This window comes from Mitsuaria sp. BK041 (genome assembly GCF_014193085.1).
Classification (GTDB): domain Bacteria; phylum Pseudomonadota; class Gammaproteobacteria; order Burkholderiales; family Burkholderiaceae_C; genus Roseateles.
This window is the reverse complement of sequence record NZ_JACHYT010000002.1, coordinates 1,952,574-1,978,140: the sequence shown is the minus strand read 5'-3', so window position 1 is coordinate 1,978,140 and position 25,567 is coordinate 1,952,574. Positions and strand designations below refer to the sequence as shown.

Annotated in this window: 23 protein-coding genes; 11 read left to right on the top strand and 12 right to left on the bottom strand. The window is 70.0% G+C overall.

Going from position 1 to position 25,567, the window contains the following annotated elements:
* Positions 1–81: 81 nt before the first annotated feature.
* The 7 genes from FHT38_RS24525 (at position 82) to FHT38_RS24495 (ending at position 9,031) form a co-directional block, all read left to right on the top strand.
* Positions 82–666: a hypothetical protein gene (locus FHT38_RS24525; protein WP_175538427.1), complete on the top strand. Its 585-nt coding sequence runs from the start codon at positions 82–84 to the stop codon at positions 664–666.
* A gap of 191 nt (positions 667–857) precedes the next feature.
* Positions 858–1,865, top strand: coding sequence for a methionine ABC transporter ATP-binding protein (locus tag FHT38_RS24520; RefSeq protein WP_183493501.1), 1,008 nt, complete (start codon positions 858–860; stop codon positions 1,863–1,865).
* Positions 1,862–2,545, top strand: coding sequence for a methionine ABC transporter permease (locus FHT38_RS24515; RefSeq protein WP_183493500.1), 684 nt, complete (start codon positions 1,862–1,864; stop codon positions 2,543–2,545). The genes FHT38_RS24520 and FHT38_RS24515 overlap by 4 nt, the downstream gene beginning before the upstream one ends.
* Positions 2,546–2,640: 95 nt before the next feature.
* Positions 2,641–3,423, top strand: a complete 783-nt coding sequence (locus FHT38_RS24510; protein ID WP_091731006.1) for a MetQ/NlpA family ABC transporter substrate-binding protein — start codon at positions 2,641–2,643, stop codon at positions 3,421–3,423.
* Between the two features lie 177 nt (positions 3,424–3,600).
* Positions 3,601–6,687 carry an MHYT domain-containing protein gene (locus tag FHT38_RS24505; RefSeq protein WP_310737424.1) on the top strand — a complete coding sequence of 1,029 codons (3,087 nt, stop codon included), beginning with the start codon at positions 3,601–3,603 and terminating at the stop codon, positions 6,685–6,687.
* Positions 6,684–7,676, top strand: coding sequence for an HD-GYP domain-containing protein (locus FHT38_RS24500; RefSeq protein WP_091730997.1), 993 nt, complete (start codon positions 6,684–6,686; stop codon positions 7,674–7,676). The genes FHT38_RS24505 and FHT38_RS24500 overlap by 4 nt, the downstream gene beginning before the upstream one ends.
* A 107-nt stretch (positions 7,677–7,783) precedes the next feature.
* Entirely contained in the window at positions 7,784–9,031 is a 1,248-nt protein-coding gene (locus tag FHT38_RS24495; protein WP_183493499.1) for a nucleoside recognition domain-containing protein, read from the top strand.
* 19 nt (positions 9,032–9,050) lie between these two features.
* On the opposite strand, the gene FHT38_RS24490 is transcribed toward FHT38_RS24495, so the two are convergent.
* From FHT38_RS24490 to FHT38_RS24480, 3 genes are all read right to left on the bottom strand, one after another.
* Positions 9,051–10,184, bottom strand: a complete 1,134-nt coding sequence (locus FHT38_RS24490; RefSeq protein ID WP_183493498.1) for a GGDEF domain-containing protein — start codon at positions 10,182–10,184, stop codon at positions 9,051–9,053.
* Between the two features lie 78 nt (positions 10,185–10,262).
* On the bottom strand, positions 10,263–11,048 hold the full coding sequence (locus FHT38_RS24485) for a LytTR family DNA-binding domain-containing protein (RefSeq protein WP_183484032.1): 786 nt from the start codon (positions 11,046–11,048) through the stop codon (positions 10,263–10,265).
* Between the two features lie 73 nt (positions 11,049–11,121).
* Positions 11,122–12,261 (bottom strand): sensor histidine kinase, encoded by a 1,140-nt coding sequence (locus FHT38_RS24480; protein WP_183493497.1) that lies wholly within the window; start codon positions 12,259–12,261, stop codon positions 11,122–11,124.
* 208 nt (positions 12,262–12,469) lie between these two features.
* On the opposite strand from FHT38_RS24480, the gene FHT38_RS24475 reads away from it, so the two are divergent.
* The 3 genes from FHT38_RS24475 to FHT38_RS24465 all read left to right on the top strand — a co-directional run bounded on the left by FHT38_RS24475 (position 12,470) and on the right by FHT38_RS24465 (position 14,864).
* Complete coding sequence (locus tag FHT38_RS24475) at positions 12,470–12,835, top strand: YciI family protein (protein ID WP_183493496.1); 366 nt, start codon at positions 12,470–12,472, stop codon at positions 12,833–12,835.
* A 193-nt stretch (positions 12,836–13,028) separates the two neighbouring features.
* The gene (locus FHT38_RS24470) at positions 13,029–13,439 is read left to right on the top strand and encodes a VOC family protein (RefSeq protein ID WP_091730975.1); all 411 of its coding nucleotides are present in this window, start codon (positions 13,029–13,031) and stop codon (positions 13,437–13,439) included.
* 120 nt (positions 13,440–13,559) lie between these two features.
* Complete coding sequence (locus FHT38_RS24465) at positions 13,560–14,864, top strand: RNA polymerase sigma factor (RefSeq protein WP_183493495.1); 1,305 nt, start codon at positions 13,560–13,562, stop codon at positions 14,862–14,864.
* Between the two features lie 12 nt (positions 14,865–14,876).
* Here the strand turns inward: FHT38_RS24465 and FHT38_RS24460 are convergent, their stop codons facing one another.
* The 4 genes from FHT38_RS24460 to FHT38_RS24445 all read right to left on the bottom strand — a co-directional run bounded on the left by FHT38_RS24460 (position 14,877) and on the right by FHT38_RS24445 (position 18,356).
* A complete protein-coding gene (locus FHT38_RS24460; protein WP_147240850.1) occupies positions 14,877–15,299 on the bottom strand; it encodes a PIN domain-containing protein in 423 nt (140 codons plus the stop codon).
* Positions 15,280–15,585: a hypothetical protein gene (locus FHT38_RS24455; RefSeq protein WP_141225407.1), complete on the bottom strand. Its 306-nt coding sequence runs from the start codon at positions 15,583–15,585 to the stop codon at positions 15,280–15,282. The genes FHT38_RS24460 and FHT38_RS24455 overlap by 20 nt, the downstream gene beginning before the upstream one ends.
* A gap of 170 nt (positions 15,586–15,755) precedes the next feature.
* Complete coding sequence (locus FHT38_RS24450; RefSeq protein ID WP_091730962.1) at positions 15,756–17,378, bottom strand: GGDEF domain-containing protein; 1,623 nt, start codon at positions 17,376–17,378, stop codon at positions 15,756–15,758.
* Between the two features lie 6 nt (positions 17,379–17,384).
* Positions 17,385–18,356: a LysR family transcriptional regulator gene (locus FHT38_RS24445; RefSeq protein ID WP_183493494.1), complete on the bottom strand. Its 972-nt coding sequence runs from the start codon at positions 18,354–18,356 to the stop codon at positions 17,385–17,387.
* Positions 18,357–18,463: 107 nt separating this feature from the next.
* Here FHT38_RS24445 and FHT38_RS24440 point away from each other — a divergent pair, with 107 nt between their 5' ends.
* The gene (locus FHT38_RS24440; RefSeq protein WP_183493493.1) at positions 18,464–19,261 is read left to right on the top strand and encodes an SDR family NAD(P)-dependent oxidoreductase; all 798 of its coding nucleotides are present in this window, start codon (positions 18,464–18,466) and stop codon (positions 19,259–19,261) included.
* 6 nt (positions 19,262–19,267) lie between these two features.
* Here the strand turns inward: FHT38_RS24440 and FHT38_RS24435 are convergent, their stop codons facing one another.
* The 5 genes from FHT38_RS24435 to FHT38_RS24415 all read right to left on the bottom strand — a co-directional run bounded on the left by FHT38_RS24435 (position 19,268) and on the right by FHT38_RS24415 (position 25,361).
* Positions 19,268–20,335 (bottom strand): histidine kinase, encoded by a 1,068-nt coding sequence (locus FHT38_RS24435; RefSeq protein WP_183493492.1) that lies wholly within the window; start codon positions 20,333–20,335, stop codon positions 19,268–19,270.
* Between the two features lie 179 nt (positions 20,336–20,514).
* Positions 20,515–21,237 carry an ABC transporter ATP-binding protein gene (locus FHT38_RS24430; RefSeq protein WP_183493491.1) on the bottom strand — a complete coding sequence of 241 codons (723 nt, stop codon included), beginning with the start codon at positions 21,235–21,237 and terminating at the stop codon, positions 20,515–20,517.
* A gap of 18 nt (positions 21,238–21,255) precedes the next feature.
* Positions 21,256–23,187, bottom strand: a complete 1,932-nt coding sequence (locus FHT38_RS24425) for an ABC transporter permease subunit (protein WP_183493490.1) — start codon at positions 23,185–23,187, stop codon at positions 21,256–21,258.
* Positions 23,188–23,193: 6 nt separating this feature from the next.
* Positions 23,194–24,069 (bottom strand): branched-chain amino acid ABC transporter permease, encoded by an 876-nt coding sequence (locus FHT38_RS24420; RefSeq protein ID WP_091730939.1) that lies wholly within the window; start codon positions 24,067–24,069, stop codon positions 23,194–23,196.
* A 59-nt stretch (positions 24,070–24,128) separates the two neighbouring features.
* Positions 24,129–25,361 carry an ABC transporter substrate-binding protein gene (locus tag FHT38_RS24415; RefSeq protein WP_091730935.1) on the bottom strand — a complete coding sequence of 411 codons (1,233 nt, stop codon included), beginning with the start codon at positions 25,359–25,361 and terminating at the stop codon, positions 24,129–24,131.
* Positions 25,362–25,567: the final 206 nt, after the last annotated feature.

Below are 25,567 nucleotides of genomic sequence, written 5' to 3'. Positions count from 1 at the left end.
GATCCGGTCCTGCGATCCGGCGCCGGAATCCGGTTCAGATCGGGCGATCGGCGCCCGCTCCCTGGAGGCAAGATGCCCGGCATGATCGACCGCCGCCCTGCCCGTCCTCTTCGCTCCATGCCGGCGCTGCTGGCCGCCATGGCCTGCGCGCTGCTGGCGGGCTGCGGCACGCCGGCGCGGCCGCTGGAGTCCTCGCTGACCGACATGGAATCGCTGCAGCTGCGCTCCTGGCTGAGCCCGCAGTTGCGGCGCAACATCGACCTGCTGCCGGTGAGCGGCGGCCAGGAGACCTCGCGCTGGTGGGGCAGCCGCATCAACGCGATGACGCTGAACCAGACCTACCAGGAATCGCTGCGGCGCCTGGGTTTGATGCCGGACGTGCCGGACACCGGCCGCTACCAGCTGCAGGTCGAGGTGCTGGCGCTGGCGCAGCCGAATGTGCCGGTGCTGCCGGAGGTGGCGATCTCGGTCCGCTACACGCTGACGGAGCGCGCCGCCGGCGGCGGCAAGGTGCTGTACCAGCGCACGCTGCGCACGACGCAGAAGGCGGGCGTCGACGACAGCCTGAACCCCTCGGAGCAGTTGCGCATCGCCACCGAGGCCGCGCTGCGCAACAACATCGCAGACCTGATCCGCGACCTCGCGTCCCTTTCGCTCCCCGTCTGAGCAACCGGAAACCCCGCCTTCCCGATATAAGAATTCAGCGGAATTCCCACCCCGGCATATGCATATAAGCATTGATTGCTTGCCAACTGCCGGGTTATCCCTAAGCATCACGGCTTTCCGCCCCAAAAAGGCGCATGCCGGCAAAAGGTCCCGAACGGCGGCCAGCTGGCGCGAGCGTCCGTCTTTCGTCCGTGATCGAACTCCAACAGCTGCACAAATCCTATGAGGTCGAGGGTCGCCGCGTGCCGGCGCTCCAGGGCATCGACCTGCGAGTGGAACCGGGGGAAGTGTTCGGGATCATCGGCGCCTCGGGCGCCGGCAAGAGCACGCTGCTGCGGGTGATCAACCTGCTGGAGCGCCCGGACAGCGGTCGCGTGGTCGTGGCCGGGCAGCACCTGCAGGCGCTGGACGCGGCCGGCCTGCGCGCCGCCCGCCAGAAGATCGCGATGATCTTCCAGCACTTCAACCTGCTGAGCTCGCGCACCGTTGCGCAGAACGTCGCCTGGCCGCTGCGCATCGCCGGCTGGGAGGCCGCGCGCATCGCGCCGCGCGTGCAGCAGCTGCTCGCCCGCGTCGGCTTGTCCGACCAGGCGGACAAGTATCCGGCCCAGCTCTCCGGCGGCCAGAAGCAGCGCGTCGGCATCGCCCGCGCGCTGGCGCTGGACCCGCAGGTGCTGCTCTGCGACGAGGCCACCAGCGCCCTCGACCCCGAAACCACCCGCTCCATCCTGGACCTGCTCGCCGAGCTCAACGAGGAGCTGAAGCTGAGCATCGTGCTGATCACCCACGAGATGGACGTGGTGCGCCGCGTCTGCGACCGCGTCGCGGTGCTGGAAGGTGGCCGCATCGTCGAGCTCGGCCCCGTGGCGCAGGTCTTCCTGCATCCGCGCTCGGACACGGCGCGGCGTTTCGTGCTGGCGGCCGAGCATGTCGACGAAGGCGAGCAGCGCGACGACTACGCGCATGTCGCCGGTAGCCTGTGGCGCCTGACCTTCTTCGGCGAGCGCACCTACGAGCCGCTGCTGGGCGAGGTCGCCCGCCGCGCGAACCTGGATTTCGGCATCCTGGCCGGCCGCATCGACCGCATCAAGCGGCAGCCCTACGGCCAGCTGACCATCGCCGTCAGCGGCGGCGATCGCCAGGCCGCCCGCCAGCTGCTGGCCGAGCGCGGCGTGCAGGTCGAGGAGCTGCGCGCATGAGCCTCACGCCCTCCCTGATCGAGACCCTGCGGACCATCGACTGGCCCGAGATCGCCACCGCCGGCGGCGACACGCTGCTGATGCTGGGCGGTTCGCTGCTCTTCACCGCGCTGCTGGGCCTGCCGCTGGGCATCGCCCTGTACCTGTTCGACCGCGGCCGGCTGGTGTCCTCGCCCCGGCTGTACGCGCTGCTGTCGCTGGTGGTGAACGTGCTGCGCTCGCTGCCGTTCGTGATCCTGCTGATCGTGCTGATCCCGTTCACGCTGCTGGTGACCGGCACCTCGCTGGGCGTGGCCGGCGCGATCCCGCCGCTGGTCGTGGGCGCGACGCCCTTCCTGGCGCGGCTGGTGGAAACCGCGCTGCGCGGCGTCGACCGCGGCATCGTCGAGGCCGGCCTGGCCATGGGCGCCAGCCCCCGCCAGATCGTCGTCCAGGCGCTGCTGCCCGAGGCGCTGCCCGGCATCGTCTCGGCGCTCACCGTCACCGCGATCACGCTGGTCGGCTACACGGCCATGTCGGGCGTCATCGGCGGCGGCGGCCTGGGCGACCTGGCGATCCGCTTCGGCTATCAGCGATTCCAGACCGAGGTCATGGTCGTGACCGTGGTGCTGCTGCTGGTGCTGGTGCAACTGCTGCAGATGCTGGGCGACTGGCTGGTGACCCGCGTGTCGCACCGCTGAGCCCGTCCGGCATCGACCAGACCCCGCCTCCCCCCTTTCAGCGCCGATCGCCCCAAGCAGGCGAGCGGCATCGTTCCTCAGAGGAGTTTGCAAGCATGAAGAAGCTGTTCGCCGCCACCGTCGCGGCCCTGTCGCTGGTCACCGCCGGCACCGCCTCCGCCGAGAAGCTGAGCGTCGCCGCCACCGCGGTGCCGCACGCCGAGATCCTGAACCTGGTCAAGCCGGAGCTGGCCAAGCAGGGCGTGGAGCTCGAGGTCAAGGTCTTCACCGACTACGTCCAGCCCAACGTGCAGGTGGCCGAGAAGCGCCTGGACGCCAATTTCTTCCAGCACAAGCCCTACCTGAACGAGTTCAACAAGGGCAAGGGCACGCGGCTGGTGGCCGTCGCGGCGGTGCATGTGGAGCCGTTCGGCGCGTATTCGACCAAGCACAAGACGCTGGCCGCGCTGCCCGAGGGCGGCACCGTCGCGATCCCCAACGATCCGACCAACGGCGGCCGCGCGCTGCTGCTGCTGGACAAGGCCGGCGTGATCAAGCTCAAGGACAAGGCCAACATCCTGGCGACGACCAAGGACATCGCCGACAACCCCAAGAAGCTGAAGTTCCGTGAGATCGAGGCCGCCACGCTGCCGCGCATCCTGCCGCAGGTGGACCTGGCGCTGATCAACACGAACTACGCGCTGGAGGCGAAGCTGAACCCGGCCAAGGACGCGCTGGCGATCGAGGGCGGCGAGTCGCCCTACGCCAACTGGCTGGTCACCCGCGACGACAACCAGAACGCCCCCGCGGTGAAGAAGCTGGCCGCCGCGCTGCAGAGCGAGGCCGTCAAGCGCTTCATCCAGACGCAATACAAAGGGGCGGTGGTGCCCGCCTTCTGACGACGGCTGCGGCCAGGCTTGATTCCGTACAGCGCCCCGCGATCGCGGGGCGCTTTCATTTGGGCGCTGGATATCGAGGATTTGTGCCGGGCCGCCTTCCCGGCTTCTTGGCACCATGGCGGCCTCCTCCCTTGTCCCTCGGAATGGCGCCGCCAGGATGCCGCTCCTCGCCCGTCCGTGTCCGAACTCTCCGCGGCGCTGCCGCAGTTCTTCCTGCTTCGCGATGGCGCCCCGACGCTGCTGCTCACCGGCCATTACGACGGGGCCCTGGTGCTGCTGTCGCTGGCCGTCGCCTCGCTGACCTCGGCGCTGGCGCTGCAGGTCGCCGGCATGGCCAAGCCGGCCACGGGATGGCGTCGCCAGTCCATCCTGGCCACGGGCGCGCTGGCGCTGGGCGGCGGCATCTGGTCGATGCACTTCATCGGCATGCTGGCCTTCCAGCTGTGCGCGCAGATCGCCTTCAACGCCCATGTCACCGCCGCCTCCATGGTCCCGGCGCTGATCGCCTCCTGGGTCGCGCTGGCCCTGCTCTCGCGCCGCGAACTCGACCGCTGGCGCCTGGTCGCCGGCGGCGTGCTGGTCGGCGCCGGCATCGGCGCGATGCACTACACCGGCATGGCGGCGATGGAGATGTCCGCCGCGCTGCGCTACGACCCCGCCTGGTTCGGCGCCTCCATCGTGGTCGCGGTCCTGCTGGCGATGCTCGCGCTGTGGATCCGCTTCGGCCTGGCCGGCCGCCTCAGCCGGCCCTGGGCGATCGCGCTGGGCGGCGTGGTGATGGGCGGCGCCATCGCCGGCATGCATTACACGGCGATGGGCGCCGCGCGCTTCGTCGGCCTGGCCGACGGCCCCTGCAACACCTCGATCGAGAACGCCGGCTGGCTCGCCCTGGCCGTGACCGTGATGGCGCTGGCCATCAGCGCCATCACCGCCGGCGCCAACGGCCTGCTGGTGCTGCGCCGGCTCAACACCGAGCTGGTCGAGGAACGCGGCCGCATGCTGGTGATGGAGACCGCGCTGCGCGACAGCGAGACCAAGTACCGCACCGTGATCGCCAACAGCCCGGGCGTGACCTTCCGCTGCCGCCTGGACGAGAACTGGTCGATGCTGCTGATCAACGACGCCGTCGAGGACCTGACCGGCTGGACCGCCCGCGACTTCCTGGAAGGCCGCCAGCACTTCGCCGCGCTGATCCATCGCCACGACCAGGCGCGGGTGAACGCGGCCGTGGAAACCGCCGTCGCCGCCGACACGCCCTATGCGCTCGAGTACCGCGTCCACACCCGCGACGCCGGCGAGCGCTGGGTCTCCGAGCGCGGCCGCGCGGTGCGCGACGCGCAGGGCGCGCCGCAGTGGATCGACGGCGTGATCCTCGACATCACCGAGCCCAAGCGGCTGCAGCGCCAGCTCGAGGAAGCCAAGGAGCGCGCCGAGTCCGCCGCCGCGGCCAAGAGCGCCTTCCTGGCCAACATGAGCCACGAGATCCGCACGCCGATGAACGCCATCCTCGGTTTCACCGAGCTGCTGCTGGACACCACGCTGACCGAGGCCCAGCGCCGCCACCTGACGACGGTGCGCGGCTCGGCGCGCTCGCTGCTGGCGCTGCTCAACGACATCCTGGACACCGCCAAGCTCGACAAGGGCGCGATGGAGCTGGAGTCGGTCGACTTCTCGCTGCGCACCGTCTGCGAGCAGGCGCTGAACTCGCTGCGGCTGCTGGCGCAGCGCAAGAACCTGGTGCTGCACCTCGACTACCCGTCCGCCGCGCCGCGCTTCTTCCAGGGCGATCCGCTGCGGGTGCAGCAGGTGCTGCTGAACCTGGTCGGCAATGCGATCAAGTTCACCGAGCGCGGCGTGGTCACGCTGCGCATGCGGCACGAAGGCGGCCAGGTCCACCTGGCCGTCGTCGACACCGGCATCGGCATCGCGCCCGACCGGCTGGACCGCATCTTCGACGCCTTCGCGCAGGCCGACGCGTCGACGACGCGCCGCTTCGGCGGCACCGGCCTGGGCACCACCATCTCGCGGCAGCTGGTCGAGCGCATGGGCGGCCGCATCACCGTCGAGAGCGAACTCGGCCAGGGCAGCACCTTCCACGTCTGGCTGCCGCTGCCGGCCGGCAATGCGGCGCTCGCCGAGGCCCAGGCGAGCGAAGCGGCCGTCGCCCTCCCGCCGCTGCGGCTGCTGGTGGCCGACGACGTCGCGCAGAACGGCGAGCTGCTGCAGCTGATCCTGGGCCGCGAGGGGCATCAGGTCACGCTCGCCGCCGACGGGCTGCAGGCGCTGAAGGCCTTCTCCGACGAGCGCTTCGACGCGGTGCTGATGGACGTGCACATGCCGGGGTTGGACGGCCTTGGCGCGACGCGGCGGATCCGCAACTTCGAGCATGCGCAGGGCCGCGGCCACACGCCGGTGGTCGCGCTGACGGCCAGCGTGCTGGAGGAAGACCGGCAGGCGGCGCTGGCCGCCGGCATGGACGGCTTCGCGGTCAAGCCGGTGGAGCCGGCCCGGCTGTTCGCCGAACTCGCTCGGGTGCTGGGCCTGTCGCCGGGCCGCGGCGCCGGGGAGGCCGGGCCGGCGCCGTCGACACGCCATGCGGCGGGCCTGGGCTCAGCGGGCCCCGGCACCGAGCCGCTCGACTGGCAGCAGGGACTGCGGCTGTGGGGCAGCGTCACCGCGTGGCAACGCGGGCTGCGCCGCTTCGCCGAGGAACAGCGCGAAGGCGTCGCGCGGCTGCACCAGCTGACGCAGGCGCGGCAGTGGATCGAACTGCGCGGGCTGGTGCACCGCTGGCGCGGCGTGGCCGGCAGCCTGGCGATGCCGCGGCTGCTCGCCCACGCGCAGCCGGTCGAGACCGCCCTGCGCCTGGGGCGCGAAGAGGATCTGATGGCGCTGGTCGACACGCTGGCGCTGACGCTGCAGGACACGCTGGACGCGGTCGCGGAGCTGGATGGCCGGCCCTCGGGCTTCGCGGCCAGCGCGCCGATGCCGATGTCGGCCGATCGGCCCGCCGATCCGTCGGCCGAGGCGGCCGCGCGCGACCTGCGCGCCTCGAAGCAGCTGGTGGACCGCCTGGCGGCCGCGCTCAAGCGCAGCGAACTCGACGACGAGTCGCTGAGCGCGCTGCGGCTGGCGCTCGGCGCCGAGGCGCTGGGGCCCTTGACGCGCGCGCTGGACGACTTCGACTTCGCCGCCGCCCTGCTGCTGCTGCAGTCGCTGCGCACCCGGCTGAGCACGCCGAATGCCCCGCAAGGCCTGTCGTGAACGCCGATCACCGTCCCAAGCTGCTGCTCGTCGACGACGAGCCCGCCAACCTGCAGGTCCTGCGGCATGTGCTGCAGGACGACTACCGGCTGCTGTTCGCCCGCGACGGCCAGAAGGCCCTGGAGCTCGCGAAGAGCGAGGCGCCGCAGCTGATCCTGCTGGACATCATGATGCCGGGGCTCTCCGGGCTGGATGTCTGCCGCGTGCTCAAGTCGCAGCCGGCGACGCGGCGCACGCCGGTGATCTTCGTCACCGCGCTGGCCGACACCAGCGACGAGACCGAGGGCTTCGAGGCCGGCGCGGTCGACTACATCACCAAGCCGGTCAGCCCGCCGGTGGTGCGGGCGCGGGTGCGGACCCACCTGTCGCTGGTGCGCGCGGACGAACTGCGCGAGACCCGGCTGCAGATCGTGCAGCGCCTGGGCCGCGCCGCCGAGTACAAGGACAACGAGACCGGCTGGCACGTCGTGCGGATGAGCCACTACGCCCAGCTGCTGGCGCTGGCAGCCGGCTGGACCGACCAGGACGCCGACGACCTGCTGCATGCCGCGCCCATGCATGACGTCGGCAAGCTCGGCATCCCGGACGCGATCCTGCAAAAGCCTGGCCCGCTGACCGAGGCGGAATGGATGGTGATGCGCCGCCATCCGGCCATCGGTGCCGAGATCCTGGGCGATCAGGCGACCGGCCTGCTCGGCATGGCGCGGCGCATCGCGCTGGCCCATCACGAGAAGTGGGACGGCAGCGGTTATCCCGAGGGCCTGGCCGGGGAGTCCATCCCGCAGGACGCCCGCATCGTCGCGATCGCCGACGTCTTCGACGCGCTGACCAGCATCCGCCCCTACAAGCCGGCCTGGCCGGTGGAGCAGGCGGTGGCGCACCTGCGCGCGCAGGCCGGCCGCCACTTCGATCCGGCGCTGGTGGAGCTGTTCATCGGCGTGCTGCCGCAGGTGCTGGAGGTGCGGGACCGCTTCCTGGAGGAAGGCTAGGCCCCGCGGCCGGTTATGGCCGCCCGCCAGATCGTGATGCTCGCATTCCCGCAACACCGGGCGTGCGCAGCGCCCGGCATCGCCGCGGCCCGGAATAATCCGCGCCCATGGTGCTGAACTTCATCTGGATCGGGTTCTTCCTGATCGGCTTCGCGGTCGCGCTGGCGCGGCTGTTCCAGGGCGACCTGACCATCTTCACGCAGGTGCTGACCGGCATCTTCGACACCGCCAAGACCGGCTTCGACATCTCGCTCGGCCTGGTCGGCGTGATGAGCCTGTGGCTGGGCCTGATGAAGGTCGGCGAGACCGCCGGCGTGATCCAGCTCTTCGCCCGCGCGATGGGACCGTTCTTCGCGAGGATCTTCCCCGAGGTGCCGCGCGGCCATCCGGCCGGCGGCTCGATGGTGATGAACTTCTCGGCCAACATGCTCGGCCTGGACAACGCCGCCACGCCGCTGGGGCTCAAGGCGATGAAGGAGCTGCAGGAGCTGAATCCGCGGAAGGACACCGCGTCGAACGCGATGATCATGTTCCTGGTGCTGAACACCGCCGGCATCACGCTGATCCCGACCTCGGTGATCGCGATCCGCCAGGCGATGGCGGTGGACCAGGGCCTGGTCGGCTTCAACGCCGCGGACATCTTCCTGCCCACGCTGATCGCGACCTTCATCTCTTTCATGTCGGGGCTGGTTGCGGTGGCCTGGGTGCAGCGCATCAACCTGTTCAGCGCGCCGGTGCTGGTGTTCGTCGGCGGCTTCATCGCGATCATGGCCGCCGTCTTCGGCTGGCTGCACAGCTATCCGCCGGAGGTAATGTCGCAGTACATCGGGCTGCTGGGCAGCGGCGTGATCCTGAGCATCATCGTGATGTTCATCGCGGTCGGCGCCTGGCGCCGCATCAACGTCTACGAGGCTTTCGTCGAGGGCGCCAAGGAAGGTTTCGGCGTCGCGGTCCAGATCATTCCCTACCTGATCGCGATCCTGGTGGCGATCTCGGTATTCCGCACGACGGGCTGCATGGACTTCGTCGTCCAGGGCATCGCCGCGGGCGTGGCGGCACTGGGCCTGCCCACCGACTTCGTGCCGGCGCTGCCGGTCGGGCTGATGAAGACGCTGTCGGGCAGCGGCGCGCGCGGCCTGATGGTGGACGTGCTCAAGACCTATGGCGTGGACAGCTTCGAGGGCAAGCTCGCCGCGATCATCCAGGGCTCGACCGAGACGACCTTCTACGTGCTGGCTGTCTACTTCGGCAGCGTCAACATCAAGAAGACGCGTTATGCGCTGAGCTGCGGCCTGCTCGCGGACGCGGTGGGCCTGGTCGGCGCGATCCTGGTGGGCTACTGGTTCTTCAAGTGAGCCGCGCGAGCTCCGCGCCTCACTCCACCCGGTTGCGCCCGTTGGCCTTGGCGCGATAGAGCGCCGCGTCGGCGCGCGCGAGCAGCGCGTCCAGGCTGGTGTCCCCGGGCTGCGCCCAGGCCACGCCCAGGCTGGCCGAGCACGGCGGGATGCCGGGCTCCGGCGCATGCGCGGCCAGCGCCGCGCGCACGCGCTCGGCCGAGGCGCGCGCCGCCTCGGCGTCGGTGGACGGCAGCAGGATCACGAACTCCTCGCCGCCATAACGACCCAGCCGGTCGTTCACCCGCAGTTCCCCGCGCATCGCCGCCACCGCGCCGCTCAGCACCCGGTCGCCGGCCTGGTGGCCGTGTCGGTCGTTGACCTGCTTGAAGTGGTCGATGTCCAGCAGCACCAGCGACAGCGGCTGGCCGTAGCGACGCCAGCGGTCGAATTCCTCGCCGCCGGCCTGCAGCACCGCGCGGCGCGTCAGCGCGCCGGTCAGCGCGTCGCGGGTGGCGAGCAGCTCGAATTCCTCGCGCACCCGCTCGCTGGCCATCAGCAGGACGCCCACGCTCAGCAGCAGCACGCTGAAGCAGTAGCTGGCGATGTAGGCGGTCTGCACCGTCGTCATCGCGAAGCGCGAGGACTGCGCCCCGTCCACCCAGAAGCTCGCCAGACCGCGGCCGACCAGCACGGCCGCCTGCAGCAGCAGCGTGCCCGCGATCAGGCGCGCCGCGAAGCCGCGGCCGTCCCGCAGGACCAGCCGCGCGTGCGCCAGCACGCAGGCCGTCATCGTCCCGGTGAACACGACCATGCGCACGCGGTAGTCGGGCCGGATCAGGAACCAGGTCAGCACCGCCAGGCTCAGCAGCGCGATCGCGCCCCACAGCCGCCAGGTCACCGGCCGGCCGAAGAAGCGCTGCGAGCCGAAATAGAAGAGCCCGCAGCCCGTCAGCAGCAGCGCGTTGCCGGTCTGCGCGACGACGAATTCGGGCCACAGCCCCTGCAGCGCGTAGACGCCGGCGGCGAAGGCGCAGGTCATCGGCGCCATCGCCCAGGGCAGCAGCCCGTGGATCGTCGACGGATAGTTGCGCCGCACCCCGAGCAGCACCAGCCCCAGGACCGCCGCCATCAGCGCGGTCATGACGGTGATCGAGCGGGGATCGAGCTGCATGAGGCCGGCAGTGTAGGCGGCGCCGATGACAGGCGGGCCGCCGCCGGCCGGTCGCGGGCGCGGTGCGCGCCCCGCCGTTCACATCGACCGGAAGAGGTGGACGTAGGCGCGGCTGACCGGCAGCTCGCTCGCATGCCCGCGCACGCGGACGAACAGCCGGCTCAGTTCGTCGCGCCGCGTGCCGGCCACATGGTCCAGGTTGACGATGGTCGAGCGATGCACCTGCCAGAAGCGCTCGCCGTCCAGCTGCGCGACCAGCTCGTGGATCGGCGTGCGGATCAGGTATTCGGCCTCGGCGGTCTGGACACAGGTGTACTTGTCGTCGGCGCGGAAGAACAGCACGTCGTCGACGCAGACCTGGTGCATCAGGTCGCCCTGCGTCGCGCGGACCCAGCGCAGCGGGCCGGCGGGCCGGGCACCGCCGCCCGCGGGCGCGTGCAGCGTGCGCAGCGCCGCCAGCAGCCGGGCGTCGAGCGCCGCGTCGCCGTCGGCCTCCGGCTTCGCGAGCGCGCGCCGGATGCGCTCGACCGTGCGGCCCAGCCGCTCCGGCTCCACCGGCTTGAGCACGTAGTCGATCGCTTCCTGCTCGAAGGCCTGCACCGCGTACTGGTCATAGGCGGTGACGAAGACGACGCGGGTCGCGCCCTCGATGCCCTCGGCGACTTCCAGGCCGGTCAGGCCCGGCATCTGGATGTCGAGGAAGGCCAGGTCCGGCCGCAGCGCGGCGATCCGCTCGGCCGCCTCCGAGCCGTTGCGGGCGACGTGGACGACATTCAGCTCGGGCCAGACGGCGGCCAGCTGCGCGGCGAGCGCGCGGGCCAGGTGGGGTTCGTCGTCGGCGATCAGGGCGGTGGGTGCGGTCATGGTCGGAGAGGCGAATGGAAGGGAGCGAAGAACGCAGCGAATGAGGGCGGCAGGGCAGTGGCGGTGGCGACGTTCAGCCGTCCAGCGGCACGCGCAGCGTGACGAGGCATCCCGGCTCGGCGGCCACCAGGTCCAGCGACGCACGGTCGCCGTAATGCGTCATCAAGCGCTCGCGCAGGTTGGACAGGGCGATGCCATTGCCCGCGCGGCGCGACGCGCCCGGCCCCACGCCGTCGTCCCGGACCTCGACGACCAGGAAGCCGGCGCGCAGCGTCGCATCGACCTGGACCGTCCCGCCGTCGATCTTCGGCTCCAGGCCGTGGTGCACCGCGTTCTCCACCAGCGGCTGCAGCAGCATCGGCGGCAGCATCACCGCGCGGGCCTCGGGGGTGGCACGGACCTCGAAGCGAAGCCGGTCCTCCATGCGCGTGCGCAGCACCGTCAGGTAGGCCTCGGCCAGCGCGAGCTCGTCCTCCAGCGGGCCGGTCTCGCGCCGCAGGCCGCCGAGCGAGGCCCGCAGGTAGGCGGTGAAGGCGCCCAGCATGTCCTTGGCCTTGGCCGCGTCGTAATCGATCAGCGAGTGGACGTTGGCCAGCGTGTTGAACAGGAAATGCGGCTCGATCTGGCCCTGCAGCAGACGCAGCTGGGCCTCGGTGGCGCGGCGCTCGGCCTTGAGCTGCCGGTTCTTCGACGCGAACCAGTGATGCAGCACGAAGGTGATGCCCAGCGACAGCACCGAGGTGATGCCGATGACCTTGCCGCCCTGCGCCCAGTCCAGCCGGACCCAGGAGGTGAGCCCCGCGAGCCACATGCCGGGCAGCCAGCCGATCACGGTGCCGAGGATGGGCACGCCGGAGAAGAACAGCGTGCGGCGCCAGTCGCTCCATTGGCGGATGCGGGCGCGACCGCCCAGGCGCGGCGTCAGGGTCGCGAAGAGCACCTGGATGACCACGCCGATGGTGAGGCACACCGTCAGGTTCTTCCCGTACCACCATCCCCAGAGGCGCAGGTCGAACCAGTCCACCACCCGGAAGTTCATGACGAACCCCAGCACGGTGAAGCCGGCCGAGAGCGCGGCGCAGAAGACCAGGGTCCAGATCCATTGCATCCAGGCGGGGCCGCTGGGCTGGACATCGTTGCTGATCCAGGCATGCCAGGAGGCACGCAGGCGACGGGCATCGCGCCAGAGCGGTCGGGACGGGGCGGGAGTCATGCGGTGCAGTGTAGGAAGCGGTCGATCGCCGGCCGCCCGGGGAAACGACGGATCGACAGTCCGCTGGATGGATCAACGGCCGGTGGCGCGGACGCCCGCCCCGGCGCCGCCGATGCCCCTGACCTTCGGCTGGACATCCGGTCCATGGTGTCCAATAGCCCGCTGATCCGCCTCCCCGGCATTTCGCCCGCATCCCACGGAGACCCGCATGAGCTACATCCTGCTGATCAACGAACCTGTCGGCCAACGCGAGGCGCGCACGCCGGAAGAGGGCCGCGAGGCCTATGCGCGCATGACCGCCTTCGCCGGCCAATTGCAGGCGCAAGGCCTGCTGCAGGCGGCGCAGTCGCTGCAGTCGGTCAACGGCTCGACCCGCGTCGCCAGGCGCGACGGCCGCATGACGACGATCGACGGCCCCTTCGCCGAGGCCAAGGAAATGGTCGGCGGCTTCTTCTGGCTGAACGTGAAGACCCGCGAGGAAGCGCTGGCGATCGCCCGCGAATGCCCGGCCGCCGAATGGTGCACGGTGGAAGTGCGCTCGCTGGTGCCCTGCTACGAGGAATCGAAGGCTTGAGGGCGCTCCGGGACAGCTCGTCCCGGTTTTTCTCGCTGATCGTGTCGAGACCTGTCGAAACCGGCGGGCCTGGGCCGTCGTGCCAGTGTGGACGCCCCGGAAGGACCGGGGCGCCGCCCGCCGGAGGGCACGATGCGACCGCTTCTTCACCCGCTCGGGCTCGACCCCCTCACCCCGCTTCAGGACAAGCACCATGCGCCACAAGCAAATCTTCGTGAACCTGCCCGTCAAGGACGTCGAGCGCAGCAAGCGCTTCTACAGCGCGATGGGTTACGAATTCAACCCGCAGTTCTCCAACGAGCAGGCGCTGTCGATGGTCATCTCGGACGACATCTACGCGATGCTGCTGGTCGAGGAGTTCTTCCAGACCTTCACGCCGCGCAAGATCTCGGACGCGCACACCACGACCGAAGTGCTGACCTGCCTGTCCTGCGAGAGCAAGGCGCAGGTGGACGAGCTGATCGCCAAGGCCCGGGCCGCCGGCGGCACCGTGCCGCGCGAGCCGCAGGACATGGGCTTCATGTACTCCCAGGCCTATGCGGACCCGGACGGGCACATCTGGGAGCTGATGTACATGGACATCACGCAGTTCCCCGGCGCCTGAACCCTGGCGGGCCCGCCCGGGCGGCGACGCCGCTGGCGCCGGTGCCCGCGGTCCGGCGCCCGACCCCACGCGCGGCATGCGGAGCGGCATCCCCGCCGCCCAGGCCGTACGATCGCGCGCATGACCGACGAGACCCATCGCGCGATCACCACCGTCTGGCGGCAGGAGTCCGCCAAGATCATCGGTGCCCTGTCACGGCTGACCCGCGACGTGTCGCTGGCGGAGGAGCTGGCGCAGGACGCGCTGGTGGCCGCGCTGGAGACCTGGCCGAGGCAGGGCCTGCCCGACAAGCCGGCGGCCTGGCTGATGACCACCGCCAAACACCGGGCGCTGGACCGGCTGCGCCATGTGAAGCTCAGCGGCGACAAGCTCGAGCAGCTGGGGCATGAGCTCGATGCGCGCGAGGCGATGATCGTGCCGGACTTCGTCGACGACCTGGACGACGAGCGCGCCGCGCGGGAGATCGGCGACGACGTGCTGCGGCTGATGTTCTGCGCCTGCCACCCGGTGCTGGGGCTGGAGGCGCGGGTGGCGCTGACCCTGAAGATGGTGGCCGGCCTGACGACCGGCGAGATCGCCCGCGCCTACCTGCAGTCGGAGCCGACGGTGGCGCAGCGGCTGGTCCGCGCCAAACGCACGCTGGGCGAGGCGAACGTGCCCTTCGAGCTGCCGCGCGGTGAGGCCCTGACCGGCCGCCTGGCGGCGGTGCTGGAGGTGCTCTACCTGATCTTCAACGAGGGCTACGCCGCCACCAGCGGCGAGCGCTGGATCCGTCAGGACCTGTGCGACGAGGCGCTGCGGCTGGCGCGGATGCTGGTGCGGCTGGCGCCGCGCGAGGGCGAGGTCCACGGGCTGCTGGCGCTGATGGAACTGCAGGCCTCGCGGGCCTCGGCGCGCGTCGATGCGCAGGGGCAGCCGGTGCTGCTGCTGGAGCAGGACCGGTCGACCTGGGATCAGGGATCGATCGAGCGGGGGCTGGCGGCGCTGGCCACCGCCGAGCGGCTGGCCGCCGAGCCCGGGGACGACGCGGGTGCCGGCGAGGGTCCGGGGCCGTACGCGCTGCAGGCGGCGATCGCGGCCTGCCACGCGCGGGCACGGCGCGCCGAGGACACCGACTGGCCGCGCATCGCGGCCCTCTACGAGGTGCTGGCGATCCGGCAGCCTTCGCCGGTGGTGGAGCTGAACCGCGCGGTGGCGCTGTCGATGGCCTTCGGGCCGGCGGTCGGTCTGGAGATCGTCGACCAGCTGATGGAGGAGCCGGCGTTGAAACAGTACCCCTGGCTGCCGAGCGTGCGTGCGGACCTGTTCGCCAGGCTGGGACGCAATGCCGAGGCGAAAGAGGAATTCGAGCGCGCCGCCGCGATGACCGCCAATGCGCGGGAACGGGAGCTGCTGCTCAGGCGGGCGAGGGAGCAGGGGCACTGAGGGCCCCGCAGCTCAGAACACGCGCACACCGACACGCTCCGCCGCGGCGATCAAGCCCCGATCCTTGGTCGCGATCGACGCACCCGTGGCCAGCGCCAGGTCCAGATACAGCAGGTCAAAGCCTTGCACATGGCGCTTGACCGCGGCGTCCACATGCTCGAGCAAGGGCGTGATCTCGGGATGCAGGACCACGCGATAGGACTCGATCATGGCCGCGTAGTCCTGGACGGTCCCCGGCGGCCAGCCCCCTGATCGACTCCGCTTGAGCAGCGAGTGAGCGCATTCGGCGTGGAACACATACGGCGCGATGAGATAGGCCTCGTCGTTCGCAAGCGCTCGGCCGAGCTTGGCGGCGTAGTCATGCAGGTCCGGCCCTTGGTCCAGCGCTTCGATCCAGCCCAGCGCGACGTTCGCGTCAACAACCACCGCAACCATGGCGCATCTCCATCAGCGCAGCCTGCAGCTCACCCGCACGCGGCGGATAGTTCAGGACATCGGGATTGCGGGCGTAGATCGCGATCAATCGTTCGGGCAGGTCGAACGGTCGGGCATCCTCCCCTGGCGCGACGACCCGCTTCCGGGAGCGGCAGTCGATCAGCGATTGAACGTAGTCGAGTCGTCGTCGACCGGCATCGGTCAACGGACCCGGAATGGAAGGAAACCTCGGATCTCCCATCGGGGCGATCCGTCCCGACGATCCGGCAGCATGGGCATCAGTCATGAAACCTCCTGGCAGGCAAGGTGCGAAAGAGGTTTCCATTCTTGGCACCGATCGAACCGGTCGACCTTCACCCACGGCGCGTTTTCGGCGAAACCGCCACGCAGGTTCTTGTGTATTTGCGCCGACGCCGTCGCCCGACGGCCCCGATGAACACGGTCCTTCCGGCTGATTCAATCCGGCGCGTCGCCCTCGCCTTCGCTCTCGTCGGTGAGGCGCACGCCGGCGCCCTGGCGCTCGCGCTTGGCGGCGTACATCGCGGCATCGCTGCGCGCCATCAGCGTCTCCAGCGTGTCGCCCTCCTGCCGCTGCGCGGCCCCGATGCTGATGCTCACGCGCAGGCCGTCCGACACCGCGTTCCAGTCGTGCCGGCGCACCGCCTCGTCCAGCCGGCGACAGGCCTGCTGCGCGACTTCCTCGGTCGCGCCACGCAGCAGCAGCACGAACTCGTCGCCGGCCAGGCGCGCCGCGACGTCGTGCTCCCGCACATGCTGGCGCATCAGCCGCGCGATCTGGCTCAGCACCTGGTCCCCGACCAGGTGCGAGTGCTGGTCGTTCACCTGCTTGAAGTGGTCGACGTCGATCAAGGCCAGGCTCACCACCCCGCCGGCCGCGAGCTGCGCCCGCGCGTGATCCTCGAAGCTGCGGCGATTGGCGAGCTCCGTCAGCGGATCCTCCATCGACAGCTTCTCCAGCCGCTGTGCCTCGCTGGCGAGTTGCACGCGGTCGCGCTCGCTGCGGCGCGCATCGAGCTGCCATTGCACCGTCGACTCGCGGCTCGCGAGGCTGGCGATCCGCACCCGCGCCTCGCGCTCGCGCAGCGCGCGCAGGCGCTGCAGCGCGCGCTGCGGCTGCCCCTGCTGCTCCTCGATCTGGCTGGCGATCAGCTCGCCCAGCTGCGCCAGGGGCTCGTGCTGGACCAGGTCGGCCTCGGTCACCAGTTGCGCCGCGGCCCGACGCGCCTGCGGCCACAGCCGCCGCGCCCAGGCCAGCTCGGCCTGCACCCAGCCCGCCAGTGAGGCGAGCCAATGCCGCTCCTGCGCCGGCAACTGTGCCAAGGCCAGTTGCAGTTCCGGCTGCGCGAACGCCGAGGCGCCCTTCCAGATCTGCGCCATCGTCTGCATCAGCGTCCACCAGCACTGCGCTTCGGCATCGCCTTCGGCCAGCAGGTGGCGCGCGTTGATCAGGTGGCCTTCGAGCGGCCCCAGCGGCGGCAGCTGCCCCCGCTGTTCCCGCTCGCCGGCGTAGGCCAGCAGCGAGCCCATCGCCAGCCACAGGCAGGCCGTCAGCGGACTGCGCCTGGGCTTGCTGGCGTTGGCGGCGTCGGCCGCCTGGCGCAGCACCTCGGCCGCCTTGTCGAAGTTGCGCGCCCACACGTGGCAGGCCCCGAGGTCCTCCAGCGCCAGCACCAGCGCCGCGCCGTCGCCGCGCAGCTGCGCGAGCCGCAGCCCCAGCAGCGCCGCCTCGATCGCCTCCTCGTGATGCCCGGCCAGCGACGCGCTGTGCGCCAGCACCGACAGGGCCCCGGCCTCGCCGGACGCGTCACCCTGCTGGCGGAACAGCCGGGCCGCCAGTTCGCTGCGCCCACGGGCCTCGCCCGGTCGATGCAGCGCGCGATCGCAGCGCGCCAGGTGCAGCAGCGCCTGGGCCTGCTGCGCCTCGTCCGCCTGCTCGAGCGCCAGCAGCAGCCACTCCTCGCCGAGCGGTTGCGCCGCGGCGACATCGCCGGCGGCGAGCACGGCGCGGGCTTGCTGGGACAGCGCGGACGGCGGGTCCAGGACGGGATCGGAACGCAAGGCGGTTCAGGAGGTGGGTACCGAGGAGGCAGAGGATAGCGGCAACAGCCGCGGCGCCAGCAGCTCGGCCAGCCATTGCATGAAGGCCTGCACCCGCCGCGGCAACTGGCGCCGGTGCGCGTAGAGCAGGTGCACCGGCATCGGCGCGGGCCGGAAGCGGGGCAGCACCTCCACCAGACGGCCGTCCAGCACCTCCGCCTCGATCCCGTGGCGCGGCACCTGCGTGAGGCCCAGCCCGGCCAGGCAGGCCGCCGCGTAGGAGCCGGAATCGCTCACCGTCAGCGCACCGGTCATCGGCACGAAGTGCGTCGCGCCGGCGTCGTCGCACCATTCGAAGCCGGGGCAGCGCTGACCCAGCGTCGTCACGTACTGGACCAGCCGATGGCGCGCCAGGTCCTCGAGGGACTCGGGCATGCCGAACTCGGCGATGTAGGCGGCGCTGGCCAGGTTGGCCATCGCCAGCCCGCCCAGCGGCCGGGCGACCAGGGTGGAATCGCCGAGCGGCCCCACGCGCAGCACGCAGTCGAAACCCTCGCGCACGAGGTCGACGCGGCGGTCGGTGCTGCTGAGCTCGACCTCCAGCCCCGGATGCGCCGCGAGGAACTCCGGCAGTCGCGGGACGACGAGGTCCTGGGCGATCCGCATCGGCATGTCCACCCGCAGCCGGCCGCGCAGGCCGCTGGCGGCCGGCTGGAACATGGTCTGCATGTCGTCGAGGTCGGCCAGCAGGTCTTTGCAGCGCTCGTAGCAGGCCTGCCCGTCCTGCGTCAGCTGCACGCGCCGCGTCGTGCGGTGGAAGAGCCGCGTGCCCAGGCTGGCCTCGAGCCGCTGCACGGCCGTGGACGCGCTGGCCTTGGGCAGGCCCAGACTCTGCGCGGCCTGGGTGAAGCTGGCCAGTTCCGCGACCCGGACGAAGACCTGGAGCGTCTCGATCGAGGGCGGCGGGGAGGCCGGCAAGCGGAGGGGAGCGTCGCTCATTTGTTCGTCTCGCGTGAACGGTCAAATCGGTTCAGGACGATTTATACGCCAGCCATCGATCAATAAAGTTCCTGCATCCGATTCACCGACCCCAGCAGGAGCTCACCATGACGACGACCACCGCTTCCACTTCCGCTTCCACCTCCACCCCGACCCGCATCGCGCTGATCACCGGCGGCAGCCGCGGACTGGGCCGCAACGCCGCCGTGCATCTCGCCCGCCGCGGCATCGACAGCATCGTGACCTACCGCAGCCAGCAGGCCGAGGCGCAGGCCGTCATCGACGAGATCCGCCAGCTGGGCGGCCGCGCGGCGGCCTTGCCGCTCGACGTGGGCGACAGCGGCAGCTTCCCGGCCTTCGCCCAGGCGCTGAAGCAGACGCTGCAGCAGCACTGGCAGCGCGAGCGCTTCGACCACCTGGTCAACAACGCGGGCATGGGCGTGCATGCGCCGCTGGCCGACACCACCGAGGCCCAGTTCGACGAACTGATGCGCGTGCACCTGAAGGGCCCGTTCTTCCTGACGCAGGCGCTGCTGCCGCTGATGAACGACGGCGGCAGCGTGCTGAACGTGTCCAGCGGCCTGGCGCGCTTCGCGATGCCTGGTTATGGCGCGTACGCGACGATGAAGGGCGGCGTCGAGGTGATGACGCGCTACATGGCCAAGGAGTTCGGCGCGCGTGGCATCCGCGTGAACACGCTCGCGCCCGGCGCGATCGAGACCGACTTCGGCGGCGGCACGGTGCGCGACAACGCGCAGGTCAACGCCCTTGTCGCGTCGGTCACGGCGCTGGGCCGCGTCGGCTTGCCGGATGACATCGGGCCGGTCGTCGCCTCGCTGCTGTCGGACGACAACCGCTGGGTCAACGCGCAGCGCGTGGAAGCGTCGGGCGGCATGTTCGTCTGATCGGTCTCACCGGGCGCGCGCGTAGGGAGCCCGCGGCTCCTGCGCGCGCTGCACCACCTCTCCGAGGCAGTCGGGATAGCGACGCTGCAGATGTTTCAGTCCCGCCTGCCGACTGGCCTTGTAATCCAGGGTTTCCTGGAGGAACTGCAGGCGGGCCCGGTTCTCATCGATCAACTGCGCCCAAGTCACGACGTGGACGGAATAGTTGAACGGGCTGCGCAAATGCAGCTCTTCCTGCAGCCTCGCGCGGTTCTGCGAGCCTTCTTCGATGTCCCGCCCCACCAGCCAGAACGACCACTTGACTTTCACAGACAGGAATCGTTCGTCGCCCGTGACGTCCAGCGCGTAGTCGGAGATCTGGTTGATCTCCCTGCGCCCGATCGCGACACGCGGCGCCTTCAACTCGACGACGAGGTGCTCCAGCGTCGAGGGCTGGTGCCGCCTGGTCGCACGGGAGAACATGAGGTCGATGATCGAGCGCTTGTCGCCGACCGCCTCGATGGGCTCATCGATCGCGACATCGCGTCCCAGCAGTTCCCGGTGCTTGCGCAGCACCTCCGTCAATGATCGGTTGTCCACGGAAAGCGCGAACTCGTCGCCGAACAGCCAGGGGTTGCGCGCGACGATGCGGTGCAGTTCCCCACGCTCCTTGACGTGCGGTCGCAGCACTTCATCGAACAGGAGCGTCTCCAGCCCGTCGAGCAGCTGAAGGCGCTGGGTCACCACATGGGATTCGCGGATCACCGAGGACAAGGACACGTCCTTCAGCAGTTCCGCCATCCTCTGGCGGTCCTCCGCCGGCAGGTTGAGCACCTCGGTCAACAGCGCCTGGAGTTCCTCGGGACCACATTCGACGGCCTGCCGGAGCACCCGGAACTGCAGGGCCACCGCCTCCGGCGCCAGGGTGCGAAACACCGGATGAAAGCGCGACAGGTGCCACGCAACCTGGTCGAACAGCTGTCGTTCCAACAGTTCGACTGGCGTCTCCGGATCGCGGGAGAACGGATAGAGGCCCTGCGCCTGCCAGGCCTCGACCGGCGGTCGATCGGGCTCGCGCTGGGGAGCGTTCGTCATGACTGCACCTCGCTGGAGGAGAAGCCCCGGAGCGGGGCGAGGCAGTCACTCTAGGCAGCGCGTCGACGCGCGGCACTCCTGCATTCGCGATGGACATCGCAGCGATTCCAACTGCTTGGAGGCGCGCGATGCCCGATCGGAGTCGTCGCCGCGGGTCGGGCGGGCGCCTGGGCCCGGCGTCAGTGCCCGCCGCCCAGATAGGCCGCCTTCACCGCCGGGTCGGTGCGCAGCTTCTCCGCCGGACCGTGCAGCGAGATGCGGCCGTTCTCCAGCACGTAGCCGTAGTCCGCCACCGCCAGCGCGGCCGCGGCGAACTGCTCCACCAGCAGCATCGTCACGCCCTGCCCCTTCAGCCGCTCGATGATGCGGAACACCTCGTCCACCAGGATCGGCGCCAGCCCCATCGAGGGCTCGTCCAGCAGCACGACCTCGGGGTTGAGCATGGTCGCGCGGGCCATTGCCAGCATCTGCTGCTCGCCGCCCGAGAGCGTGCCCGCGAGCTGCTGGCGCCGCTCCTTCAGGCGCGGGAAGAGCTCCATCGCCTTCTCCAGGTCGGCGTCGACATCGCCCTTGGGCCGCGCGCCCGTGTAGCGCGGGAACGCGCCCAGGCGCAGGTTGTCGGTGACGCTCATCGTGGCGAACACGCGCCGTCCCTCCGGCGAATGCGCCAGCCCCAGCCGCGCGATGTAGTACGACTCCAGGCCGTCGATGCGCTTGCCGTTGAGCGTGATCTGCCCGGCACTGGGGGCGATCATCCCGGACACCGCCCGCATCGTCGTCGTCTTGCCGGCCCCGTTGGAGCCGATCAGCGTCACCACCCGTCCCTTGGGCACCTCCACCGAGATGCCGTGCAGCACTTCGACCTTGCCGTAGCCGGCATGCAGTTGATCGATCTTGAGCATGTCTGTTCCGCTCCGCGCTCAGGCCGGCTGGCCGCCGAGGTAGGCCTCGATCACCTTGGGATCGGCCTGCACCTGCGCCGGCCTGCCCTCGGCGATCTTCTGGCCGAAGTCCAGCACCGACACCACGTCGCAGATGCCCATCACCACGTCCATGTGGTGCTCGATCAGGATCACCGTGATGCCGTGGTCGCGGATCTTGCCGATGATGCGCATCAGCTCCTTGATGTCCGGCGCCGTCAGGCCGGCCGCGGGTTCGTCCAGCAGCAGGAGCTTCGGGTCCAGCGCCAGCGCCCGCGCGATCTCCAGCAGCCGCTGCTTGCCGTAGGGCAGGTTGCGGGCCTCCTCGAAGGCCAGCTCGCCCAGTCCGACGAACTCCAGCAGGCCCAGCGCCCGGGCCCGGGCCTGCGCGTCCTCCGCGTTGTAGCGCGGCGAGTGCAGCGCCACCTGCACCAGGTTGCTGCCGAAGCTGTGATGCAGCGCCACCATCACGTTGTGCAGCGCGCTCATCTCGCCGAACAGCTGCACGTTCTGGAAGGTCCGCGCGATGCCCGACAGCGCGATGTCGGCCGAGGTGCGCCCCACCAGCGAGCGGTCGACGAAGCGCAGCTCGCCCGCCGTCGGCACGTAGATGCCGGTCAGCACATTCATCATCGTGCTCTTGCCCGAGCCGTTCGGGCCGATCAGGCCGTGGATCGTGCCGCGGCGCACCTGCAGGTCGACGTTGTTGAGCGCCTTCAGGCCGCCGAACTGCATCAGCACGCCCCGCGCGTCGATCAGCAGCTCGTCCGCGCCGCCGGCCCGCGCGATGGCGTCCGCGGGTTTCTCGGCCACCGGGCCGCCCTCGCCCACCGGCCTGGCCTTGATGTGCAGCGCGCCGCGCACGAAGCCGACGATGCCGTCCTGCAGGTAGTAGACGACGAACAGCGTGATGAGCCCGAAGATCGACAGGCGCCAGTCGGTCATCGTCTCCAGCACGAAGGACAGCCCCGCCAGCGCGATGCTGCCCACCACCGGCACCGCCGCCTGCACGCCGCCGACCTTGCCGCGGCGCAGCGCCACGACGGTCACCGCCACCACCAGCAGCGCAAAGGCCACCGACACGTAGCGGAACAGCTGCAGGTCGTCGAGCAGCTTGGGCAGCAGCACGATGATCGCGGCGCCCAGCAGCGCGCCGGTGCGGGTCTTGCGGCCGCCCATGATGATGGCCAGCAGAAACATCACCGTCAGTTCGAAGTTGTAGGTGTTGGGCGAGATGTACTGCTCGGAGTAGGCGTACAGCGCGCCGGCCAGGCCCGCCAGCCCGGCGCTGACCACGAAGGCGTAGACCTTGTAGCGGTAGACCGAGACGCCCATGCAGTCCGACGCCACCGGACTGCCGCGCAGCGCCTCGAACGCGCGGCCCAGGTGCGAGCGCAGCACGCGATGCACGAACACGAGCGATGCGAGCAGCATCACGGCGACCAGCCAGTAGAACTCCGTCTCGTCGAGCTGGTGGCCCAGCAGCTTGGGCTTGGTGAGCGTGATGCCCATGGGCCCGTTGGTCAGGAAGTCCATCTCGTTGATCAGGATCTGGATGATGGTGCCGAAGGCCAGGGTCACCATCGCCAGGTAGGGCCCGGTCACGCGCAGCGCCGGCAGCGCCAGCAGCGCGCCGAAGGCGGCCGTCACGCCGACCGCCAGCGGCAGCGTCACCAGGATCCAGAGCCCGAACTTGGTGATCAGCACGCCGGCGGTGTAGGCGCCGATGCCGAACAGCCCGGCATGGCCCAGCGAGACCTGCCCGGTGTAGCCGACCACGATGTCCAGGCCGAACAGCACGATCGCGTAGATCATGATGGTCTCGACCAGGTGGATGTAGTACGGGTTGCCCGACACCAGCGGGAACGCGAACAGCGCCACGATGGCCACGGCGCCCGCGACGAATTTCTTCGGATTGATCTTGGTCGTCATGGGGGCTCAGACCTTCTTGATCGCGGTCTTGCCGAACAGGCCGGCCGGCTTGAGCGCCAGCACGATCAGCAGCAGCACCAGGCCCGGCACGTCCTTGTAGCCGGTGGACAGGTAGAAGCCGGTGGTCGTCTCGGCGATGCCCAGGATGATCCCACCGACGATGATGCCCATGCCCGAGGTCAGCCCGCCGATGATCGCCACCGCGAAGGCCTTCAGGCCGAGCACCGCGCCCATCGTGGCGCCCGTCAGCGTGAGCGGCGCGATCAGCACCCCGGCGAAGGCCGCCGTCAGCGACGACAGCGCGTACGAGAAGGTGATCACCAGACCCGTGTTGATGCCCATCAGCTTGGCGGCGTCGCGGTCGTTGAAGGTCGCCACGACCGCGCGGCCGTAGATCGAGCGCCGGTTGAAGAGCTCGACCGCCAGCATCATCAGCAGCGCGCCCACCACGACCAGGATCTCCATCGGCAGCACGTTGGCGCCGAGCAGCTTGATCGGCGCCTCCGGCAGCGGCGACGGGAACTTCAGGTCGTCGCGGCCCCAGACGTTCTCGGCCACGTTCTTGAAGATGATGCCCAGCGCGATGGTGGACATGATCCAGCCGAACTCCGACTTGATCTTGATGGCCGGCCGCACGCCGATGCGCTCGACGAAGGCGCCCTGCAGCGCGCCGAACAGGCACACCAGCGGGATCATCAGCCAGTAGTTCACGCCGTGCCCGACCAGCGTCAGGCCCACGAGCGCGCCCAGCATCAGCGCGTCCCCCTGGCCGAAGTTGAGGGTGTCGGAGGTGGAGAAGGTCAGCTGGTAGCCGAAGGCGATGACCGCGTAGATCATGCCGAGCGCGATGCCGCTGAACACCAGTTGGGTCAGGATCTGCATACGGAGTCCGGGACGTCAGGGAAGAAAAAACGGCCGCACCGGGCGGCCGTTTCGTGGGGTCACTTCTTCTGGGTCAAGGCGCCCTTGGCGTTGACGTCCTTGACCTTGACCTCGGAGGCCGCCTTGAAGTCGGCCTCGTAGGCATAGACCACGCGCTGGCCCTTCACCTCGCCGAACACCGGGATGTTGGCGGTGATGGCCTCGTGGTCGGTCTTGGTGAAGGGCTTGTTGTAGGTCGTGACGACGCCCTCGACGGGGGCCTTCAGGTCCTCGAGCGCGGCCTTGACCTTGGGCCCTTCGGTGCTGCCGGCCTGCTTGATCGCCGCGGCCAGCAGATAGATCGAGTCGTAGCCCTGCGCGGCCGAGACCGGCGAGTCGATGCGGCTGTTCTTCGGGTTGAACGTCTTGAGGTAGTTGACGATGAAGGACTGGCGCTTGGGCGTGGTCGGTTCCTGGATGAAGGTCTGCGGCATGCGCGCGCCTTCGCCGCCGGGGCCGGCGTTGTCGATGTAGTTGGCCATCGACAGCGTCCAGCTGCCCACCATCGGCACCTTCCAGCCGAGCTTGGTCATGCCGTTGGCGATCTGCGCCAGCTCGGGGCCGATGCCGTAGGTCAGGATGGCCTCGGCGCCGGCCTCCTTGGCCTTGAGCAGCTGGGCCGTCATGTCGACGTCCTTGATGTTGAACTTCTCGACGGCGACGGGCTTGATGCCCTTGAGCTCGAGCGCCTTCTCCAGGTCGGCGCGGCCGAGCTGGCCGTAGTTGGTGGAGTCGGCCAGGATGGCGACCTTCTTGAAGCCGCGGCGGGTGATGGCCTCCTCGACGATCATCGGCGCCTGGATCGAGTCGTGGGCGGCGTTGCGGAAGACGTAGTTCTCGGGCTGGTCCTTGAACTGCTGGGTGATCACCGAGCCGGTGGCCACGTTGTTCATCACCGGGATCTTGGCGTCCTGGTAGAAGCGCTGCGCGGCGAGCGCGACACCGGTGTTGATGAAGCCGACGGTGGCGACGACCTTCTCGCGGTTGATGAGTTCCTGGGCGATCTGGACGCCGCGTTCGTTCTTGGCCTCGTCGTCGCGCTCGACGAGCTGGATCTGACGGCCCAAGACCCCGCCGTTCTTGTTGATTTCCTGGGCTGCCAATCGCACACCGTCGCGCATGCTGACGCCCATCGACGACGAACCGCCGGTGAAGGGGCCGGAGACGCCGATCTTGATCGGGTCGGCCGCGAGGGCGGCGAAGCTGGCGGCGGCCAGGGCGGTAGCGGTGATCCAACGCGCGCTGAACATCATGTTTGTCTCCGAATGGTCTGGTCCATGAGGGGTCGGAACGCCAACCCTCGAGCGCCGGTACAACAAACAGCCGGACGCACGGCGTCAGCCTTCTCGGAACATGGTGCATCAAGCGTGTCGGATTGCACGCATGCGATTACGTACTCGCAAACCCGGAGCGGGGCGTTCAGCGTGGTGTCAGGTCCGTGGACGTGCGTCAACGGCAC

Coding starts and splice junctions, on each gene's coding strand:
- FHT38_RS24525 (WP_175538427.1), top strand. CDS start 82: ATGATCGACCGCCGCCCTGCCCGTCCTCTTCGCTCCATGCCGGCGCTG.
- FHT38_RS24515 (WP_183493500.1), top strand. CDS start 1,862: ATGAGCCTCACGCCCTCCCTGATCGAGACCCTGCGGACCATCGACTGG.
- FHT38_RS24510 (WP_091731006.1), top strand. CDS start 2,641: ATGAAGAAGCTGTTCGCCGCCACCGTCGCGGCCCTGTCGCTGGTCACC.
- FHT38_RS24495 (WP_183493499.1), top strand. CDS start 7,784: ATGGTGCTGAACTTCATCTGGATCGGGTTCTTCCTGATCGGCTTCGCG.
- FHT38_RS24490 (WP_183493498.1), bottom strand. CDS start 10,184: ATGCAGCTCGATCCCCGCTCGATCACCGTCATGACCGCGCTGATGGCG.
- FHT38_RS24485 (WP_183484032.1), bottom strand. CDS start 11,048: ATGACCGCACCCACCGCCCTGATCGCCGACGACGAACCCCACCTGGCC.
- FHT38_RS24480 (WP_183493497.1), bottom strand. CDS start 12,261: ATGACTCCCGCCCCGTCCCGACCGCTCTGGCGCGATGCCCGTCGCCTG.
- FHT38_RS24475 (WP_183493496.1), top strand. CDS start 12,470: ATGAGCTACATCCTGCTGATCAACGAACCTGTCGGCCAACGCGAGGCG.
- FHT38_RS24470 (WP_091730975.1), top strand. CDS start 13,029: ATGCGCCACAAGCAAATCTTCGTGAACCTGCCCGTCAAGGACGTCGAG.
- FHT38_RS24465 (WP_183493495.1), top strand. CDS start 13,560: ATGACCGACGAGACCCATCGCGCGATCACCACCGTCTGGCGGCAGGAG.
- FHT38_RS24460 (WP_147240850.1), bottom strand. CDS start 15,299: ATGGTTGCGGTGGTTGTTGACGCGAACGTCGCGCTGGGCTGGATCGAA.
- FHT38_RS24455 (WP_141225407.1), bottom strand. CDS start 15,585: ATGACTGATGCCCATGCTGCCGGATCGTCGGGACGGATCGCCCCGATG.
- FHT38_RS24445 (WP_183493494.1), bottom strand. CDS start 18,356: ATGAGCGACGCTCCCCTCCGCTTGCCGGCCTCCCCGCCGCCCTCGATC.
- FHT38_RS24440 (WP_183493493.1), top strand. CDS start 18,464: ATGACGACGACCACCGCTTCCACTTCCGCTTCCACCTCCACCCCGACC.
- FHT38_RS24435 (WP_183493492.1), bottom strand. CDS start 20,335: ATGACGAACGCTCCCCAGCGCGAGCCCGATCGACCGCCGGTCGAGGCC.
- FHT38_RS24430 (WP_183493491.1), bottom strand. CDS start 21,237: ATGCTCAAGATCGATCAACTGCATGCCGGCTACGGCAAGGTCGAAGTG.
- FHT38_RS24425 (WP_183493490.1), bottom strand. CDS start 23,187: ATGACGACCAAGATCAATCCGAAGAAATTCGTCGCGGGCGCCGTGGCC.
- FHT38_RS24420 (WP_091730939.1), bottom strand. CDS start 24,069: ATGCAGATCCTGACCCAACTGGTGTTCAGCGGCATCGCGCTCGGCATG.
- FHT38_RS24415 (WP_091730935.1), bottom strand. CDS start 25,361: ATGATGTTCAGCGCGCGTTGGATCACCGCTACCGCCCTGGCCGCCGCC.